Annotated in this window: 21 protein-coding genes and 2 tRNA genes (2 of these 23 running past the window's edge); all 23 read left to right on the top strand. The window is 56.5% G+C overall.

Annotation, left to right across the window (positions count from 1 at the left end; all coding sequences use genetic code 11):
* Nucleotides 1-20: the 3' end of a PCRF domain-containing protein gene (locus tag SMC5_RS00480; protein ID WP_207798913.1), read on the top strand. 694 nt of this gene lie to the left of the window's left edge; 20 of the gene's 714 nt are visible here — the last part of the coding sequence; its start codon lies beyond the left edge, outside the window; the stop codon is at nucleotides 18-20.
* On the top strand, nucleotides 1-336 hold the 3' portion of the coding sequence (locus tag SMC5_RS10940) for a peptide chain release factor-like protein (protein WP_207798914.1). It extends 18 nt beyond the left edge of the window; only the last 336 of its 354 coding nucleotides appear in the window; the start codon falls outside the window, past its left edge; the stop codon is at nucleotides 334-336. The genes SMC5_RS00480 and SMC5_RS10940 overlap by 38 nt, the downstream gene beginning before the upstream one ends.
* Nucleotides 333-1,196, top strand: coding sequence for a N5-glutamine methyltransferase family protein (locus SMC5_RS00485; protein WP_119119157.1), 864 nt, complete (start codon nucleotides 333-335; stop codon nucleotides 1,194-1,196). The genes SMC5_RS10940 and SMC5_RS00485 overlap by 4 nt, the downstream gene beginning before the upstream one ends.
* Nucleotides 1,193-1,822, top strand: coding sequence for a glycerol-3-phosphate 1-O-acyltransferase PlsY (gene plsY / locus SMC5_RS00490; protein ID WP_119119158.1), 630 nt, complete (start codon nucleotides 1,193-1,195; stop codon nucleotides 1,820-1,822). Before SMC5_RS00485 ends, plsY begins: the two co-directional genes overlap by 4 nt.
* A complete protein-coding gene (locus tag SMC5_RS00495) occupies nucleotides 1,823-2,479 on the top strand; it encodes an L-threonylcarbamoyladenylate synthase (protein ID WP_119119159.1) in 657 nt (218 codons plus the stop codon). It abuts the gene before it with no gap.
* Nucleotides 2,476-3,147, top strand: coding sequence for a (d)CMP kinase (cmk, locus tag SMC5_RS00500; RefSeq protein WP_119119160.1), 672 nt, complete (start codon nucleotides 2,476-2,478; stop codon nucleotides 3,145-3,147). Before SMC5_RS00495 ends, cmk begins: the two co-directional genes overlap by 4 nt.
* Nucleotides 3,137-3,757 carry a lysophospholipid acyltransferase family protein gene (locus SMC5_RS00505; protein ID WP_165846267.1) on the top strand — a complete coding sequence of 207 codons (621 nt, stop codon included), beginning with the start codon at nucleotides 3,137-3,139 and terminating at the stop codon, nucleotides 3,755-3,757. The genes cmk and SMC5_RS00505 overlap by 11 nt, the downstream gene beginning before the upstream one ends.
* 1 nt (nucleotide 3,758) lies before the next feature.
* Nucleotides 3,759-4,631 (top strand): hypothetical protein, encoded by an 873-nt coding sequence (locus tag SMC5_RS00510; protein ID WP_119119162.1) that lies wholly within the window; start codon nucleotides 3,759-3,761, stop codon nucleotides 4,629-4,631.
* The gene (locus SMC5_RS00515) at nucleotides 4,628-5,629 is read left to right on the top strand and encodes an NAD(P)H-dependent glycerol-3-phosphate dehydrogenase (protein WP_119119163.1); all 1,002 of its coding nucleotides are present in this window, start codon (nucleotides 4,628-4,630) and stop codon (nucleotides 5,627-5,629) included. The genes SMC5_RS00510 and SMC5_RS00515 overlap by 4 nt, the downstream gene beginning before the upstream one ends.
* Nucleotides 5,630-5,654: 25 nt before the next feature.
* Nucleotides 5,655-5,933 (top strand): HU family DNA-binding protein, encoded by a 279-nt coding sequence (locus SMC5_RS00520; RefSeq protein ID WP_119119164.1) that lies wholly within the window; start codon nucleotides 5,655-5,657, stop codon nucleotides 5,931-5,933.
* Between the two features lies 1 nt (nucleotide 5,934).
* Nucleotides 5,935-6,012: transfer RNA gene (locus SMC5_RS00525), tRNA-Pro, on the top strand.
* Between the two features lie 8 nt (nucleotides 6,013-6,020).
* Nucleotides 6,021-6,097, top strand: a tRNA-Pro gene (locus SMC5_RS00530).
* 29 nt (nucleotides 6,098-6,126) lie between these two features.
* Nucleotides 6,127-6,441: a hypothetical protein gene (locus SMC5_RS00535; protein WP_119119165.1), complete on the top strand. Its 315-nt coding sequence runs from the start codon at nucleotides 6,127-6,129 to the stop codon at nucleotides 6,439-6,441.
* 1,473 nt (nucleotides 6,442-7,914) lie between these two features.
* The gene (locus SMC5_RS00545) at nucleotides 7,915-8,463 is read left to right on the top strand and encodes a V-type ATP synthase subunit I (RefSeq protein ID WP_119119167.1); all 549 of its coding nucleotides are present in this window, start codon (nucleotides 7,915-7,917) and stop codon (nucleotides 8,461-8,463) included.
* A 10-nt stretch (nucleotides 8,464-8,473) separates the two neighbouring features.
* Nucleotides 8,474-9,055, top strand: a complete 582-nt coding sequence (locus SMC5_RS00550) for a permease (protein ID WP_165846266.1) — start codon at nucleotides 8,474-8,476, stop codon at nucleotides 9,053-9,055.
* A 12-nt stretch (nucleotides 9,056-9,067) separates the two neighbouring features.
* Nucleotides 9,068-9,646 carry a hypothetical protein gene (locus tag SMC5_RS00555; RefSeq protein ID WP_119119169.1) on the top strand — a complete coding sequence of 193 codons (579 nt, stop codon included), beginning with the start codon at nucleotides 9,068-9,070 and terminating at the stop codon, nucleotides 9,644-9,646.
* A complete protein-coding gene (locus tag SMC5_RS00560) occupies nucleotides 9,643-10,680 on the top strand; it encodes a hypothetical protein (protein ID WP_119119170.1) in 1,038 nt (345 codons plus the stop codon). Before SMC5_RS00555 ends, SMC5_RS00560 begins: the two co-directional genes overlap by 4 nt.
* 214 nt (nucleotides 10,681-10,894) lie before the next feature.
* The gene (locus SMC5_RS00570; RefSeq protein WP_119119172.1) at nucleotides 10,895-12,682 is read left to right on the top strand and encodes a V-type ATP synthase subunit A; all 1,788 of its coding nucleotides are present in this window, start codon (nucleotides 10,895-10,897) and stop codon (nucleotides 12,680-12,682) included.
* Complete coding sequence (locus SMC5_RS00575; protein ID WP_119119173.1) at nucleotides 12,675-14,051, top strand: V-type ATP synthase subunit B; 1,377 nt, start codon at nucleotides 12,675-12,677, stop codon at nucleotides 14,049-14,051. The genes SMC5_RS00570 and SMC5_RS00575 overlap by 8 nt, the downstream gene beginning before the upstream one ends.
* 8 nt (nucleotides 14,052-14,059) lie before the next feature.
* On the top strand, nucleotides 14,060-14,680 hold the full coding sequence (locus tag SMC5_RS00580) for a V-type ATP synthase subunit D (protein WP_119119174.1): 621 nt from the start codon (nucleotides 14,060-14,062) through the stop codon (nucleotides 14,678-14,680).
* Nucleotides 14,680-15,240 (top strand): NUDIX hydrolase, encoded by a 561-nt coding sequence (locus SMC5_RS00585; RefSeq protein ID WP_119119175.1) that lies wholly within the window; start codon nucleotides 14,680-14,682, stop codon nucleotides 15,238-15,240. Before SMC5_RS00580 ends, SMC5_RS00585 begins: the two co-directional genes overlap by 1 nt.
* Before the next feature lie 4 nt (nucleotides 15,241-15,244).
* Nucleotides 15,245-16,105 carry a lysophospholipid acyltransferase family protein gene (locus SMC5_RS00590; RefSeq protein ID WP_119119176.1) on the top strand — a complete coding sequence of 287 codons (861 nt, stop codon included), beginning with the start codon at nucleotides 15,245-15,247 and terminating at the stop codon, nucleotides 16,103-16,105.
* On the top strand, nucleotides 16,102-16,770 hold the full coding sequence (locus tag SMC5_RS00595; RefSeq protein ID WP_119119177.1) for a glycosyltransferase family 2 protein: 669 nt from the start codon (nucleotides 16,102-16,104) through the stop codon (nucleotides 16,768-16,770). The genes SMC5_RS00590 and SMC5_RS00595 overlap by 4 nt, the downstream gene beginning before the upstream one ends.
* The last annotated feature ends 401 nt before the right edge of the window (nucleotides 16,771-17,171 follow it).

Raw genomic sequence — 17,171 nt, forward strand, 5'->3', positions numbered from 1 at the left:
ACTGCGTCATGTCAGGATGAGAGGTCTCAGCTGAAGAACAAGGAGAAGGCTCTCAAGGTGCTGCGATCCCGCGTCTATGAGTTCATGAAGGAGAAGGCCGACAGCGAGATGATCGATGAGCGCAGGGCTCAGATCGGCAGCGGTATGCGTAATATGCGTATCCGTACCTACAATTTTCCTCAAGGTCGTCTGACTGACCACCGGATTGGTTTGTCCCTGTACAACCTGCCTCTCATCATGGAGGGAAACCTCGATCCAGTAATCGATGCTCTCCACCGGGCTTTCCGGGAAAGAACGCTTGAGACGCCCATTCTGCAGGGCAACGACGACGATTGACTCTGCGAGAAGTAATTGCGCAGGCTGAGCAGCGTGCGCAGCTCTTGTCGCAGAAACACGGTGAGTTGCAGTATGTTGTTGCAACAAGCAAAGGGTGGAGCTGCTCAGATCTACTCCTTCGGCTGGACCAGCCTGCTGAGACTGGCACTCAGGCATTTGTGGAGCATGCTGCCCAGCAACTGGCCGATGGATACCCTGCCGAGTACCTCACCGGCTATGCTGCTTTCTGTGACATCGTCGTGCGAGTGCGGGAGGGCGTTCTCGTGCCTCGCCCGGAAACAGAAAACTTGGTGCAGATGGCTGGAGACTTCATTATCGAGCAGGATCGTCCCAGCCCCATCGCATTGGACCTTTGCTCCGGTTCGGGAGCTATCGCTCTGGCACTGGCCGCCAGACTGCCACAGGTAGCGGTCGTGGGACTGGAGCTCGATGCTGTCTCTGTTTCGTGTTCCCGCGAATCCGCCTTGGATGTGGGTCTGTCAGAGCGGGTCAGGTTTATCCAGGGCAACGTGCTGGCGGCGTGGAGTCTGGCCCTTGCTGATTTCCGCAGTCGGACTGATGTCATTGTCAGCAATCCTCCCTATGTGCGTGAGCAGCGTCTGTTGCCGGCCCACGAGTCCTCGCCCCTTGAACCGGTCCGGGCACTCTATGGCGGTGTATCAGGTATGGTCTTCTACAGGCGGATCATTGCGCAGGCTCGTGACTGGTTGCGACCTGGTGGCTTGCTATTACTGGAGATTGACGACGGAATGGAACGGGGTATTCTGGACCTGTGCGAGCGGTATGGACTGCAGGGCGGACGCTGGTTGCCCGACCTGAGAGGGCTGCCGCGTTACGCGGAGGCACGTCGAGCAGAATGAACACGTTCAACTATATCTTGCGCGACCTGGCGGTTTTTGGCGTTGCATACGTGATTGGTTCTCTGCCTTTCAGCTACATCTTTGCCAAAATGGTCAAGGGTGTGGACATCACGAAGGAGGGCAGCAAAAATATGGGGGCCACAAACGTGTTGCGCACCGCGGGCCCCGTTCCTGCTGCGTTGGCTTTTGCTGGAGACTTCCTGAAGGCAGTACTCCTCCTGCTCGTGCTGATAAGGTTCTTTCCGGCCCTGTCTCGGGAAACAGTGCTTATCGCGGCTGTTGCCGTAGTCCTGGGTCACGATTTCTCCGTTTTTGCCGGGTTCAAAGGAGGAAAGGGTGTTGCCACGACGTTCGGAGTCGTGCTTGTTCTCAGCTGGCCCGTCGCTTTGGTGGAGTTGAGCATCTGGCTTGTCATCATGGTGCTCCGCGATACCGTTTCTCTTGCATCAGTGGTTGGGTTCGTCACTCTTCCAATTGCAGCGCTTATTTTGAAACAGCCACCGAAACTTGTTCTGATTTACGTTCTGCTTTCTGTGCTCGGCATCGTCAGGCACGCGGCAAACATCCATCGGTTGAGGGCTGGGGAAGAACCCAAGCTTGATCGGTCCTATTTTCGGAGGCGGTAAATGGTCCGGCCTGAGATTATCATGTTGGACACCTGTTCAGATGCCGATATTCGGTGCCTGTCCGAGCGTATTGCGGCGGGAGCCGTCGCGGTGTTCCCGACGGACACCGTCTACGGCATTGGTTGTAACGCTGCGTGTGCATCTTCGGTTGCCAGGGTGTTCGCAGCAAAGCATCGAGATGCTACCAAACCATTGCCGGTTTTTGTGCCCGATATCGCTCGTGTGCTGCCGTGGATGGAGCCCGTGACATGTGTGACGGCCCAACGTTTTGCCAGCGTATTCTGGCCTGGAGCGCTTACCATCGTTGTCGGCGTTGTGGGCAGTGGTCTCCACACACAGCCCCTGCCTTACCCAGAAGCATCCAGCATCGGGTTCCGGGTGCCCCGTCACGCGGAGCTCCTTCGCTTGCTTGCCGGCGGTCTCGTGATGGCGCAGACAAGTCTGAATGAGAGTGGGGAGAGTGTCATTGCGAGCCTGGACGCGCCCGGGGCCGCCGGGTTGCTGGAGCAGGCAGACATGGTCCTGGACAGCCGACGGCGTCCGGAAGGCCGGCCATCGACGGTTGTAAGATTGACAGGGGGGTCGTGGTCTATGCTGCGCGAGGGCAGCATCTCTTCTGCTGACGTGGCTGCAGCGCTTGCAGGAGAGGTTCCTTGAGACGCGACCTTGCGATCGACGGGCCTTCTGGATCCGGCAAGACATCGGTGGGAATCCGTGTGGCCGCTGAACTTGGCCTCATGCTGGTCGACTCTGGGTTGTTGTACCGGGTGTTTACCGCTGCGTATGTCGAGCAGTTTCCATCTGACCGTTGTCCGCGGAGCGATCGCCTGTCGGGTATCCTCGAGCGCTGTATAAGCTACGAGCCCGGCGGTACGGTCCTGTTCGGTGGGTGCGTCCTTCAATTGTCCCTCCACGATCCGAAAGTGGACGACCTCGTGTCGCCTGTCAGTGCGGTGCCACAGGTGCGTGCAGCCGTGAACAGGGAGCTGCGACGCATTGCCTCGTTTCAGGATGTTGTCATGGTTGGCCGGGATATAGGAACAACAGTTCTTTCCGAGGCTTTTCTGAAGGTGTTCATTACGGCGGACCCGGATGTTCGCGCCAGACGGCGAGTTGCCCAGCTGAAGCGTCAGGGAATCCTGGTCGACTACGACACAGTGCTGGCCAACATGAAGGAACGCGACACGATAGACTCGTCCCGTGAAGACTCTCCTCTTCGATGCACAGATGAGCACATCAGGTTGGACAACTCTCCTGACGGCTCCGATGGAGTTGTGCAGACGATCCTTTCCGAGTACCGGAGGAGGCTCGAGCATGCTGTATGAGCTGGTTGTCCCGGTAGGCAGGCTCTGGTTCAGGGTTTTCTTCAGACTCCACGTCATCGGGCTTGAGAACGTACCGAGGCACGGACCAGGGCTCGTCTGTGGCAACCATTGCAGCTATCTGGATCCCATGCTTGCCGCCGTTGCGCTGCCGCGCAAGATCTACAACGTGTCGCGCAAGGAGATCTACCAGCTGCCGCTGTTGGGCCCAGTCATACGCCGTCTGGGTGCCGTGCGCATCGACAGGGAGTCTCTGGCCGACAAGGGTGCTCTCCAGGAAGTGCTGGCAATCATGGACCATGGTGACCTGTGCATGATCTACCCTGAAGGAACGCGGTCGCCAGACGGATGTTTGCAGGACCCTCACAACGGGGCGGCTTTTCTGGCAGTGAAGTCGGGAGCACCGGTAGTTCCCATGGCCATCATCGGCTCATACGAGTGCTGGCCGAGGCAGAGGAGAGTCGCCAGGGTCGGCCGCATTACTGTACGCATAGGTCAGCCAGTCACGTATCACCTTCCCCCGGAGCACGAGAGTCACAGAGAAGACCTGACAGTAATCAGCATTGACATTATGAGTCGCATTCGGACACTGCAGGAACAGGGGCACGCCTGATATGCGTGTGGTGCTGGCACGCGAGCTGGGCTACTGTTCAGGCATTCGGCGAGCCATTGACGCTGCTGAGACCGCTTTGTGTTCGGAAGGAACGGTTGCGGCGACAGATACGCTCCTGCACAATGTTGGCGAGATGAACCGGCTTGGTTCCATGGGGTTGCGGTCCGTGGAATTGCTGAGCGACGAGGAATTGGGCGCTGCAACGGTTCTCCTGCCTGCCCATGGTTCGACGTCGCTTGAACGCCTTGGAAGAATTGCTGGAGCACGAGCCTTGCGGGACCTGACCTGCCCCATCGTGAACCGGGCCCACGACGCAGCAAGCCGGTTTGCGGATGCCGGCGTTCCTGTGGTCGTTGTCGGTGACAAGGAACATCGAGAGACGCGTTATCTCATGGAGGCTGCCGGCAGTCAGCTGCTCACGGTCGTGGCTTCGAAGCAGGATCTGGACACTCTCAAGATATCTGTTTCTCGTGTAGGTGTCGTCTATCAGACGACACAATCTCGCGAGTTCAGACAGGTGGTCCTGGCATGGTTTCGACAGAGAGGAATCGAGGTCACCGAAGCAATGACGTTGTGTCCGGAGGTATTGCGAAGGCAGGATGGTGCTGTCGCTCTGGCCTCGCGTTGCACGGTCATGCTGGTCCTGGGCGATAATTCCAGTGCCAATACCAGAAGACTGGTGGCAGTAGCCGTCTGTGCATGCCCGAGGACGTATCTCATACAGGACGCAGCCGTGTTGCCCAAGCTGGGGCTGGACTGTGTGGACGTCGTGGGAGTCGTAAGCGGCACGTCTTGCCCCCAGGCAGCAATCGATGAAGTCATGGCGGGGCTGCGGCAAGTCTGTCCCGACGTTCAGGTGGAGGTCGACACATGACCCGCGTTTGTGTTGTAGGTGCGGGTGCCTGGGGGACGACAATAGCCAATCTGGCTGCGGCCAAGGTGACCGTGGTCCTGTGGGTCCACGGAGAAGACACACTCATGACGCTGCGCGATGCGCGCGAGAACACTCGTTATCTCCCTGGCGTACAGTTGCGGGACAACGTTGAACCGACCGACGATCTCCTGGGTGCCTGGCGTTCAGCTGATGCCATCATTCTGGCTGTACCGACACAGAGGCTGCGGTCGATGTTTCGCAAGCTGGCTCCCGAGTTACGCCGACCGGGCATTCCCTTGCTGAATCTCAGCAAGGGGCTGGAGATGGAAACGCATCTGCGGGTGTCTCAACTGCTCTGTGAGGATCTGGAACTTAGCGATTATGATCACTATGCGGCTCTATCCGGACCCAATTTCGCTCCCGAGATTGCCCGAAACATGCCGGCCGCTGCCGTCATCGCCAGCCGAGGACCAAGCACGCGGCGCCACTTTCAGGAACTCCTCTCGGGTGGTTCGCTCAGGGCATACACAAGTGCGGACTTGGTGGGAGTAGAGCTCGGCGGGGCACTCAAGAACGTGTACGCTGTCGCGGCAGGCGTTTCCGACGGGCTCGGATTTGGTGACAGCTCGAAAGCATCCTTGATTGTCCGCAGCCTCCATGAGCTGGTCAAGGTCGCGACGGCGCTTGGGGCAGACCCGGCTACGATCAATGGACTTGCTGGAGCAGGGGACTTGATTGCAACCAGCTTCAGCAGGCTGAGCCGGAACCGCATGGCGGGTGAAACTATTGGCAAGGGGACGCCGGCTTCTGAGCTTCAAACCGGCCAGCGTACGGTCATTGAGGGACTCCCGACCCTGGAGGCTCTTGCAAAAATCGCTGAACTGAGTAACATTGACTTGCCTATCGTCCGTCAGTTGCACGGGATCGTCTCCGGAAGCGTCATGCCTCTGGTTGGTCTCCAGCGTCTGATGAGCCGGGAAACGAAGAACGAGTTCTAGGCGACGAGTTTGAAAAGGTGGTCAGGTGACAAAGTCAGATCTGGTTACAGCGGTTATAGCAAAGACGGGTTGTTCCAGGATAGTTGTGGAAAACGTGCTGTATCAGGCTTTGAGCACTTCCAGCAAGGAGTTGCGGGCAGGTCGTAAGGTTACCCTGACCGGTTTTGGGGCTTTCTGTGTGTCCATGAGAAAGGCTCACTCGGGTGTGAACCCGAAAACGCGTGAAGCGGTGAACGTGCCGGAGAAGCGTGTTGTGACCTTTCGGGCTAGTGGAAAGTTGAAGAAGCTGGTTGAGAACAAATAGTCGGGGCGTGGCGTAGTTTGGCTAGCGCACCAGCATGGGGTGCTGGGGGTCACAAGTTCGAATCTTGTCGCCCCGACCACTATTTGTCGGGATGTGGCTCAGCTTGGTAGAGCGCTTGGTTCGGGACTAAGAGGTCGTGGGTTCGAATCCCACCATCCCGACCAGCAATTCTCCTGACCGGAGGGGTACGAATATGATCGAAGAGTTCATCCAGAAATTGCAGCAGGCTGAGGTCGACGCGGATGGCGTCCTCAAGGTTGCGAAAGAAAAGGTTCGGACCATCCAGCATGATTCTGACTCTGCTCTGACCAAGGGCAGGGCCTCCGCAGGACTGTTGCTGCAACGGCAACTTGACGCAATTGATCAAAAAATGGACCAGCAGACGAAACTCGCCGAGGGTCAACTTGATCGAGATCTCAAGGAACAACTTGAAATCCTTGAACATCAGGCACAGGATCATAGATCTGTGGCCCTGGATTTACTTCTGTCAAGGCTAACTTCTCGCTAGAATGGCGATCGACAGAGTACAAGAGTTCGCTCTTGCCTTTTCGCACAGCCGAGAAGACGAGGTCCTGTCTTGCCTGTTCGGCGCGGGAATGTTACACTTGATTTCTTATATCCCATCAGATGATTCTCAAGTCAATACGGCTGTCCCGGTTTCGGGCGACGTCTGCCGTCTTCAGCGAGAGGAATCGTTACGTCATGTCGCTGAGGAACTGGAGCTCGCACGTGCGACGCTCTCGTACTTCAACGAAGTAGACCCCGTGAGCAAGGGACTCGTCCAGAGTTTCTTCCCAGACGAAGTGTACGTCAGTTCGGCCGACATGAGACGGACCGCTTCGATGGCGTCGGGCCGTGGCTATGCGGACATGATGCGCGGTGCGCTCACACTGAAGGACCAGCTTGCGGAACAGCGGCATCGCTTGAATCAGCTTGAAGAGGATATCGCAGTGATGTCGCCCTGGGTGCCGTTCCCACTGGATTTCGGTGAGGTCTCTCGATGGCGGCGGATCGCTGTTTTTGCGTGCTCGATACCGTCACTGACCCTTGCACAAGCTTCCAAGCGCCTTGCGAACCTTGGGAGTGCTGTGGCAATCGATACGGTGTCTGAGACGAAGAATACGACCAATGTAGTTGTTGCATGCATGCGTGACCAGGCGGATAATGTTCGCGCCCTGCTGGTGACCGTGGGTTTCGTCGAGCAGGACTTGTCGCATACCGCTGGCACTGTGACGTCTCTGATCGACCGTTTGACAGAAGTGCATCGGATGGTTCATGAGAAGATCGAGGGACTCCAGCTTGAGGTCGCCTCATTTCTCGCCCGCAAACAGGAGATCGTCGTGTATCGTGAGTATCTCCTGAATGAGCGGATACGTCTGGAGGCTTCGCACGACATCACACGGACCGAACACTGCAGCGTGGTCACGGGATACGTGCGAGACGTCGACGTGGATTCCCTGAAGAAGTTGTGCGCAGGTTTCGGGGGCATCGTCTGTATGACAGGGGACACGACGGCGGGTGACGACACTCCCGTTTCCATCACCAACAACAAATGGATTAAGCCGCTGCAGATCCTGATCAACATGTTTGGATTTCCGGTCTACTCTTCGTTTGACCCCACTATCTTTCTGGCAATTCCGTTTCTCGTGTTCTTTGGGCTCTGTCTGGGGGATGCTTTGTACGGGGCCGTCCAGATAGGCGTCTGTCTCTACTTCATACATAAGTACAAGCAATCGACAGGCGTCCGCAACTTCATGATGGTCTTCGTGTACGGCGGTGTAGCGGCCATGATCGCCGGTGCCTTGACGGGAGGCTGGGGCGGCGATCTCATCTCGGGGACCTATCTTGGAGCAAACAACCCGATTGCACGCTTGGTGTCTGCGCTGACTGTCATCAATCCCCTCACGGCAGCATTCCAGTTCNNTTCAAGGCAGCGCGGCGGCATGACTATGCCACGATCATCTATGATTGCATAGGGTGGTTGCTGTTCCTGCCAGCAATCTCTGCGTTGCTGTTCATTGGGACCAAGTGGGGTGGTGTTTTCAGAGTGGGGTATCTGGCGGCGCTTGCCGTCGGCCTCGTGCTTCTTGTCCTCGGAGGGGCGCGGCAGGGGAAGGGCGGGGCGAAAGTAGTCACTGCGCTGGTGAACCTGTATGGTATCCAGAGCTCCTATGGCGTTGGTTCCTTTGTCGGAGACGTACTGTCATACTCGCGACTTCTGGCGCTCGCTCTGACAACGGCCATCCTTGCCTCCGCGTTCAACATGATCGCGGCCCTTATCAAGATGCCTGCCGCAGGCTTCGTCGTGAATCTGCTGGTGCGGGTTGTATTGGGCGGGGCGGTCCTCCTGTTTGGGCACCTGTTGAACTACTTCATGGGGGCGATGGGAGGGTTCATCCATGCCCTTCGCTTGACCCTGCTCGAGTTCTTTGGTCGGTTCTATGAGGGCGGGGCACCTCGGTTCCGTCGTTTTGGATTCTCATCGGAAGTCGTCAAGATTGTTGATGCATCACCTACTCAGGGGAAATAGGAGGAACAGCATGGGTTTCGAAGGGGTGTGGTCGGTTCTTTTAGGTCTGGTTGCGGTTTTTGTCACGGCTCTTGGCGGGACATTTGTCTTCAAGTTCACAGGCAGCCCAATGGCGTCATTGGGCCCAGTCTGGGTGTTTGCTGGTGCCATACTCGTTATTGTGTTCGGAGGTCTCGGCTCAGCGATAGGCATCCGGATCTCAGGTTCTCAGGCGGCCGGGGTGTTGTCGGAGAAGCCTGAGCTGTTCGGCAAGATGTTCGTCATGATGGCGCTTCCGGGAACACAGGGCTTCTACAGTTTCGTGTGCGGCATCATGATCATTCTCCTGTCCGGGGTTATGAACAAGGGAGCCATGATATCAAATGCCAAGGGACTGGCTCTCCTGACAGTCGGTGTGGGTGTCGGCGTGGTCGAGTGGCTGTCAGCCGTCATCCAGGGACAGGCAGCGGCTGTGGCGGAGAGTCTGACTGGGCGTCAGCCGTCAGCCTCCGGGCAGGCTATCCTCATCCCTGCTCTTGTTGAGACGTACGCTGTCATCGCCTTAGTGTCCGGTATCCTGCTTATCCTCTGGATCTCTCAGGCAGCCTTCTAGGACGTCTAGCGCATGGGAACCGAGGAACTCAGAGCTGCGGTTCTCCAGGAGGCGAATGCGGAGGCGACCGCTCTCATCGATGCGGCCGCTGCGCAGGCTTCGCAACTCGTCAATAGTCAGAAACGACAGCTGGAGGAATATGCAAACACTCAGGTAGCCGAACATCGTGCTATCCGGGACAGGGAGATCGCGACGCAGGCGATTGCACTGAAGATCGAGTTGAGAAACGTCATCCTCAAGCGCAAACAGGAACTGCTTGAGGGACTCTATCAGGAACTCGAAAAGAAGGTCAGGGACGACGATGGTCTCTATCGGGCATATCTTGAGCGAGCCGTGGAACAGATCGGACAAGAGATACCGGTTTCCATCGAGTGCCGAAGTCAGGACGAATCCACCATCACAGCGCTGTTGCCCAAACGCGGGAAGTGGAAGGGTGTGCATATTGATGCGGTGCTCGCCGACAGTAATGGTGGCTTCATTGCCCACTATGCTGAGTCCGAGCTCGATTTGACCCTGTCGGCGGCGTCTACTGCCCTTCGGGAGGTCACGCTCGTCGAGGCTGCACAGATTCTGTTTGGCGGAAAGAAATGATTCCTTCGTTTGTTCCGCGCCAGGCGAATCCTATTGACTACGCCTACGTGTCCGGTTCGTTTTCCGTCAGGCGAGGGTTGCTCCTTCCGGTCCAGGAGCTTCGACGTGCATCAGCAACGGGCAAGACGGAGTCTCTGTTCGCAGCTCTCAATCGCGGAGCGTATGCGCCGATTGGGAGCGACATGTCGGCGGGGGACGTCCTGGCCAGGGTTGAGAGCACGTGGCAGGCATTTCTTGTGCAGGCATCCCGTGATCTGCCAGAGAGGTTCCTTCCTTACGTGCTCGCAACCCTCGATGAGAAGGAATACGCCAAAGCTGGTCTGGCTGAAGCTCTTCTTGGCGGGGATGCTGAAGTGCATACCGATGGGACAAGCAGTGAGTATGCAGCCTACTGCGTGCGTATCCAGACAGAAGGAAGTTCTCCTGGACTGCTTAAGGAGTCGGTCTTCGGGGATGCGCTCTCTGAAGGTCTGAAAGCGGCCAAGGCGGGAGCATCTGCTTCTGATGCCCAGACGGTGTTTGACTTTTCCTTCGAGACGACCCTGGATGGTCTGGCGAAAGCATATGGACATCCTGCGGTCATTGCATACATGGATGGACTGTTGAAGCTCATGCTGGCAGGACATGCACTGAAAATGAAGCTTCGTAGCACGTCTGGTGTTGGAGCTCCTCTGGAGAGGCTGTTGCCATTCCTGAAGCCAGAGATACAAGTATCACTTGCAGGGATTGTTCAACGGATCCAGACTATATCATGGGACAGGCTCCAGCCGGTGGATCTCGTTCCGGAAGCTTCGATGTATGTGCTCGACGTCGGCCGGCGATGCACTCCCGAAGAGCGGATACAGATGCTTGAGGACGCTCTGGAGTCGTGGCTTGTCGGACGCCCGGAGGCAACAGGATCTGACCCATATGGAGTTGCAGTCGTCTTTGCCTATCTGATGGATTTCAGGCGAGAAGTCTGGTCACTGCGGCGGCTTCTGAAAGCGGCAGCATCCGCTGGACTGCATGTTGATAGATCCGGAGGGGCATTGTGAGCAAGGCGGCGGTTGTGACGACGCGGGACTCCGTCGGGGCATTTGAGGCGCTGGGTTTTGTGGGCACTGTTGTCGAGGACGGTCTTCAGGCATCTCAGGCTGTTCAGTCGATTGCTCGTTCGGGGAGATTCGGGCTGGTCCTGNNCCGTGAGACGTCTCATAGAGAATGCAGTAGGCATTGACCTAGTTGGAAAAATGACGGAGGAGAAAAGCCATGACACACGGTGAGATCGTCAAGGTTGCTGGACCGCTCGTCGTCGCCAAGGATCTGACGAACCCGCAGATGTATGAACTGGTGCGGGTCGGCGATGCGAAGCTATTCGGTGAGATTATCGAGCTTCGAGGCGAGATGGCGAGCATCCAGGTGTATGAAGAGACAAGCGGCGTTGGGCCGGGCGAACCTGTCGTCCAGACAGGCAGTCTTCTTACTGTCGAACTCGGGCCGGGCCTCATTACTTCGATCTATGATGGAATTCAGCGACCGCTCGACGCCATCCGTTCACAGTATGGCGACTTCATTCCCCGTGGTGTGGCTCTTCCTGCACTGCCTCGCGACCGGAAGTGGCACTTTGTTCCCTGCGTAAAGGTCGACGATGTCGTCGTCGAAGGAGATATTGTCGGGTCCGTCCAGGAGACCAGGGCCGTCCTGCACCAGATCATGGTCCCTAAGGGTCTGGCGGGTCGGATCGTCTCGATAGCAGAGAACGATTTCACTGTCGAGGAACCCGTGGCGGTCGTGCGAACCGAGTCGGGGGAAGAACAACCCATGACGATGATCCAGCGGTGGCCGGTCCGTAACGGCAGGCCCTATACCCGGCGCATGGCGCCGGATACTCCCCTGGTGACTGGGCAGCGTGTCATCGACGCCCTGTTCCCAGTAGCCAAAGGCGGAACGGCATGTGTTCCTGGACCGTTTGGCAGTGGCAAGACCGTTATCCAACATCAACTGGCAAAGTGGGCGAATGCCGACATCATTGTCTACGTCGGTTGCGGCGAGCGCGGAAACGAGATGACGGACGTCTTGCAGGAATTCCCGCAGCTCAAGGACCCGAAGACTGGCGAGGTTCTGATGAATCGCACGGTCCTCATCGCCAACACGTCCAACATGCCTGTCGCAGCTCGTGAGGCATCGGTTTTCACCGGCATCACGATAGCCGAATACTTCCGTGATATGGGCTACAGCGTTGCGTTGATGGCGGACTCGACGTCGCGGTGGGCAGAAGCCATGCGTGAAATCTCGGGACGTCTGGAGGAGATGCCTGGTGAAGAAGGCTATCCGGCCTACCTTGCATCAAGGGTAGCAGCGTTCTACGAACGCGCCGGAAAATCCCTCAGCCTTGGCAACAAGCCAAGAGAAGGCAGTCTGAGTGTCATCGGGGCCGTGTCTCCTCCTGGTGGCGATTTGTCCGAACCAGTCGTTCAGGCCACCCTGCGGGCAGTCAAGGTCTTCTGGGCGCTCGACTCTCGCCTTGCGTATGCACGGCACTTCCCCGCAATCGACTGGCTTCAGTCTTACTCGCTGTACAGCAACTTGCTTGAGAGTTACTACGACAAGGAACTCGGCGAGCGTTGGAGTCAGAACATTCGCGAAGTTCGTGCTCTGCTCCAGAAGGAAGCAGAGCTGCAGGAACTTGTTCGTCTGGTTGGTGTCGATGCGTTGTCTGTAGCGGACCGCCTGGTGCTGGAATCAGCGAAGTCCATACGTGAGGACTTCCTGCAGCAGGGAGCTTTTACCGAGGGAGACAGCTATACGTCTCTCCGTAAACAGTTGCGAATGCTTGACGTTATCATGTTGTGGAGTCATCTGGCGGGCAAGGCTGCATCGGGGGGTGTCCCGCTGGATGCTATTCTCACGATGTCGGTCAGAGTCGAGATCGCTCGCTCAAAGAGCATTCCTGAGGCGAACCTTGCTGCATTCGACATGCTTGAGAACTCGATAACGAAGGGTTTTGAGACTTTGTCAGAAATGGACACGACTGCACGGGAGGAGTACCATGAATAAAGATTACCGAACAGTCCGTGAAATCGTGGGGCCGCTCGTGCTTTTGGATGGGGCTCAGGATGTCAAGTATGGTGAGCTCGTTGAACTACGCACAATCTCGGGCTTGAGACACGGCCAGGTGCTCGAGGTCTCTGGGGATACTGTCCTGGTTCAAGTCTTCGAGGGTTCGTCTGGAATGGACCGCGGGCAGACAGTAACTCGATTCCTCGGACACGGGTTGCAGTTCGGGGTTTCACGTGACATCGTGGGCCGCGTGTTCAACGGACTCGGAGCACCGATTGACGGAGTTGCTCCGATTCTCCCGGAGAAAGTGCTGGATATCAATGGCGATCCAATGAATCCATATGCGCGTGACTATCCCGATGAATTCATACAGACTGGCATTTCTGCAATCGACGGGCTGAATACTCTTGTCCGTGGTCAGAAGCTGCCAATCTTTTCGGGCAGCGGTCTTCCTCACGCGGAGATCGCCGCACAGATCGCCAGGCAGGCTCGGGTGCTTTCTGGAACGGATGAGTTTGCCGTCGTTTTTGGCGCGATGGGCATCACATTCGAGGAAGCCGACTATTTCATATCGGACTTTCGCAAGAGTGGTGCAATCAACCAGTCAGTTCTATTCATGAACCTGGCAAATGACCCCGTCATCGAGCGCATAGCGACTCCTCGTTTTGCGCTGTCCGCTGCCGAGTATCTGGCTTTCGAACTCGGAATGCACGTTTTGGTCATCCTTTCTGACATGACCAATTACTGTGAAGCTCTGCGCGAGATCTCTGCAGCGCGGAAAGAGGTACCGGGCAGGCGTGGCTATCCGGGATATCTCTATACGGATCTGGCCACAATCTATGAGCGGGCTGGTCGTATCAAGGGCAAGAAGGGGTCGATCACTCAGCTGCCAATCTTGACTATGCCCGAAGACGACAAGACGCATCCCATTCCGGACCTCACAGGCTACATTACCGAAGGACAGATCTTTCTGAGCAGGTCACTGCATCAGGCAGGCATCTATCCGCCAATCGACGTGCTTCCATCGCTTTCCCGGCTAAAGGACAAGGGTATCGGCAAGGGCAAGACACGCGAGGATCACGCTGGTCTTCTCAATGAGTTGTTCGCTGCCTATGCACGAGGACGCGATGCGAAGGAGCTTGCAGTTGTCCTCGGCGAGTCTGCACTTACAGAGACAGACCGGACCTTCGTGAGATTCTCGGACGAATTTGAGCGACGCTTCGTTCAGCAAGGACGCGACGAGGACCGACCGATCGAACAGACCCTGTCCATCGGGTGGGAGCTCCTCTCCATGCTGCCACTGCAGGAACTTAAGCGTGTCTCGCCAGCCATGATAGAGAAGTACATGCCGAAGCATACGGCATAGGCACAGCGATGATCCTGAAGGTCAACCCGACCAGGATGGAGCTTCTGCGGCTGCAGAAGCGCCTTGTTCTTGCGCGACGGGGGCACAAGCTCCTCAAGGACAAGCTCGAGGGTCTTATGAAGACATTCATCAGGCTTGCAGAGGAATATGGTGACTATCGGGCACGCGTTGACCATGAACTGCCGGACGCACTGGCTGCGTTCAAGGGTCAAACCGCCACGTACCCGGCGGTCGTCGTGGAGCTTCTCTCGCGAACAGTCTCCACTTGTCTCGACATTGAAGCGGGGACCAAGACCGTCATGAATGTAGCCTTGCCTGTACTATCTTTCTCCATTTCAGATTTTGAGTCTCCATCATTCGCTGGGTTGGAGGGAGCAGGGGTGGAGGCGTCCCTTCTAAGGTTATACGAGCTGATGCCATCCATCGTGAAACTGGCTCAGATTGAGGCAAGCATACGCCTGATGGCGGAGGAAATCGAACGAACCAGACGACGGGTGAATGCTCTTGAATACGTCATGATCCCCAACCTTGAGGAGACGGTTCGGTTCATCACCTCGAAACTGGACGAAAATGAGCGGGCAAATACGACGAGGCTTCTGAAGATCAAGGAGATGATCCGGTCTCATTGATGACACGTCGGCGGATGTTCGAGGCGGTCTTGTCATGTCGACAGGCGTACCTTGGGAAGTCCATAGAGGTTCTGGACAAGGTCGTCCGATTGCCGGACGACCGCTTTGCTCATCGGGATGTCGTAACCTATGTGGGTGGAGCTGTCTGTGTCGTAGCATTGACAGTCGACAATCGCGTGGTGCTTGTGCGCCAATACAGGCCCGCACCTGAGATGGTCATGCTTGAGATCCCAGCTGGGCGTCGCCACGACGTGCGCGAACGCTTCCTCACCGCCGCACGCCGGGAACTCCGTGAGGAGACCGGGTATATTGCGAGTTCCTGGAAGAAGTGCATCGAATTCTGGCCCAGCCCCGGCTTCGTCGATGAACGGTTGACACTATACATTGCGAAAGATCTTCGGCATGGTCCCACCGAGATGGATTCCGACGAATTCATCAAACCGGTTCTGATGCCTGTCACCGAAGCCATTGAACGATGCCGCGACGGGCGTATGAATGACGCAAAGACTCTCATTGGGCTGCTCTGGTGTGCTGCGTTTGAAGGATTGGCAGGCAGCTAGTTAGATGATGGCTTTCTGGTATGTTGTCGCCTTCCGCATTGTCGCCGTGTTGCCCGTCTGGCTCAGGCGGGCCATTGCCAGGTTGATTGCGTGGGGCTACTTTGCCTTTAACACCAGGCAGAGGCGAGGGGTCTTCGCAAATCTGAGAATCATGCGGCCTGAAGCAAGTCATAGGGAGTTGTCACGGTTGGCATTGCGGACGTTTGGTCAGGCTGGCATGAACTTGGTCGACTTCTTCGAGATACCGTCTACCAGCGATGCTCAAATCGAATCGATGATCGTAAACTTTGCAGACATACACGTGCTCCTCGACCAGCGATCTGGTGACAGACCCTTTTGCCTGATTACCGGGCATTATGGCCACTGGGAGTTGGCTGGGGCGATGCTTGGCCTTGGCGGTTACAGGACGCATGCGATTGCACTCACGCAGAACAGCTGGGTCGTCCAGCGGCTCTATGAGTCGCTCCGAGTGCGTTTTGGACTGACTGCCCACGACGTTCGGTTCGGATTGAGGGACCTCCTCCGGTATCTACCAGAGGGCGAAGTGCCAGCCATTGTTTCTGACAGAGACTATGCGAGCGGTGGGGAGGAAGTAGGTTTTTTTGGGCATCTCGTCCGCTTTCCCCGTGGGGCAGCACTGCTTTCTTTTCGCAGGAAGCTCGTCGGAATTCCTGGATTCCTTGTGCGGCAGCCAGACGGAAGGTTTTTGCTCAAATTTGGTCGACCAATCAACCCGGAAGCTTCAGACGAGCGGTCGTGGGTGCGAGCCTTTGTAGTGGACTTCGCGCAGCAGTACGAGGCTATTGTTGACCAGGATCCCACACAGTTTCTGAATTTCTTCGATTTCTGGAGCACCGCCGTATGAAAATCGCTGCGGTCATTCCTGCCTTCAACGAAGAACACAACATTGCGGCTGTCGTGGAAGGGGTGCGTCCATTTGTGACCGCCACTGTGGTTGTCGACGATGGTTCTGCTGACAATACAGCTGGGGCTGCGCGTGCCGCGGGTGCGATAGTTATTCGCCACGAGTCCAATGTGGGCAAGGGTGCTGCGCTCAAGACAGGATTCAGGTATCTCATGGATAGTGGTTATGATGGCGCAATTACCATCGATGCTGATGGACAGCATGACCCTGCTGAGATTCCGCTGTTCATCGTTGCGGCTGAACAAGGCTACGATATGGTCATCGGGAACAGGATGTCGAATGTCTCGACGATGCCCTTCATCCGAAGATTCGCGAACCATGCATCTTCATTTCTCATCAGCTTGTTCCTTGGCCAGAATGTCCGCGACAGCCAGAATGGTTTTCGCTACTACAAGCTGACTTCGGTCCTTTCTCTGCCGCTGAAGGCAAACAAGTATGACCTGGAGACTGAGGTTATCTTCAAGGAAGGAAGGGCAGGGTATCGGATAGGTTGGGTGCCGACCCGGACCATCTACCGGACGGAGGCAAGGAGCAAAATCAACACGCTCACTGACACTCTCAGGTTTGTCGGGGTGCTTGTGCGATACGGTTTGTTCAGGTGGTAGGTTGATCGGTTGTATCAATGCAGACCGTTTTCGAGTGGACAATGTGAAGACGAGAGGGAATTGCAGCTCCTTTCCCCTGGCTGCGCGGGCATTTATGGGAGACGACAATGTGAAGGTATGTTTCCCTGACAAGAGAGGTTAATTGACGAAGGCCCAAAAATCGTGGAGAGAGCGCAGTTGACTGTCAAACAAAAGAGAGTAAACTTTTAATTTGACCGCATTTTTCCACACCGATATGAAAGGAGAGCCATGCGCGTGGCAGGAGATATTATAGACTTTACCAAAATCAAATCAAGTTACGCGATGCCCGACCTCCTCCAGCTCCAGAAGACGTCTTACGACTGGCTTCTGGGACCAGGACTCGCTCAGATCTTTGCGAGAGTATTTCCCATCGACACCGC

It is taken from the genome of Candidatus Cryosericum odellii (assembly GCF_003570935.1).
Lineage (GTDB): Bacteria > Caldisericota > Caldisericia > Cryosericales > Cryosericaceae > Cryosericum > Cryosericum odellii.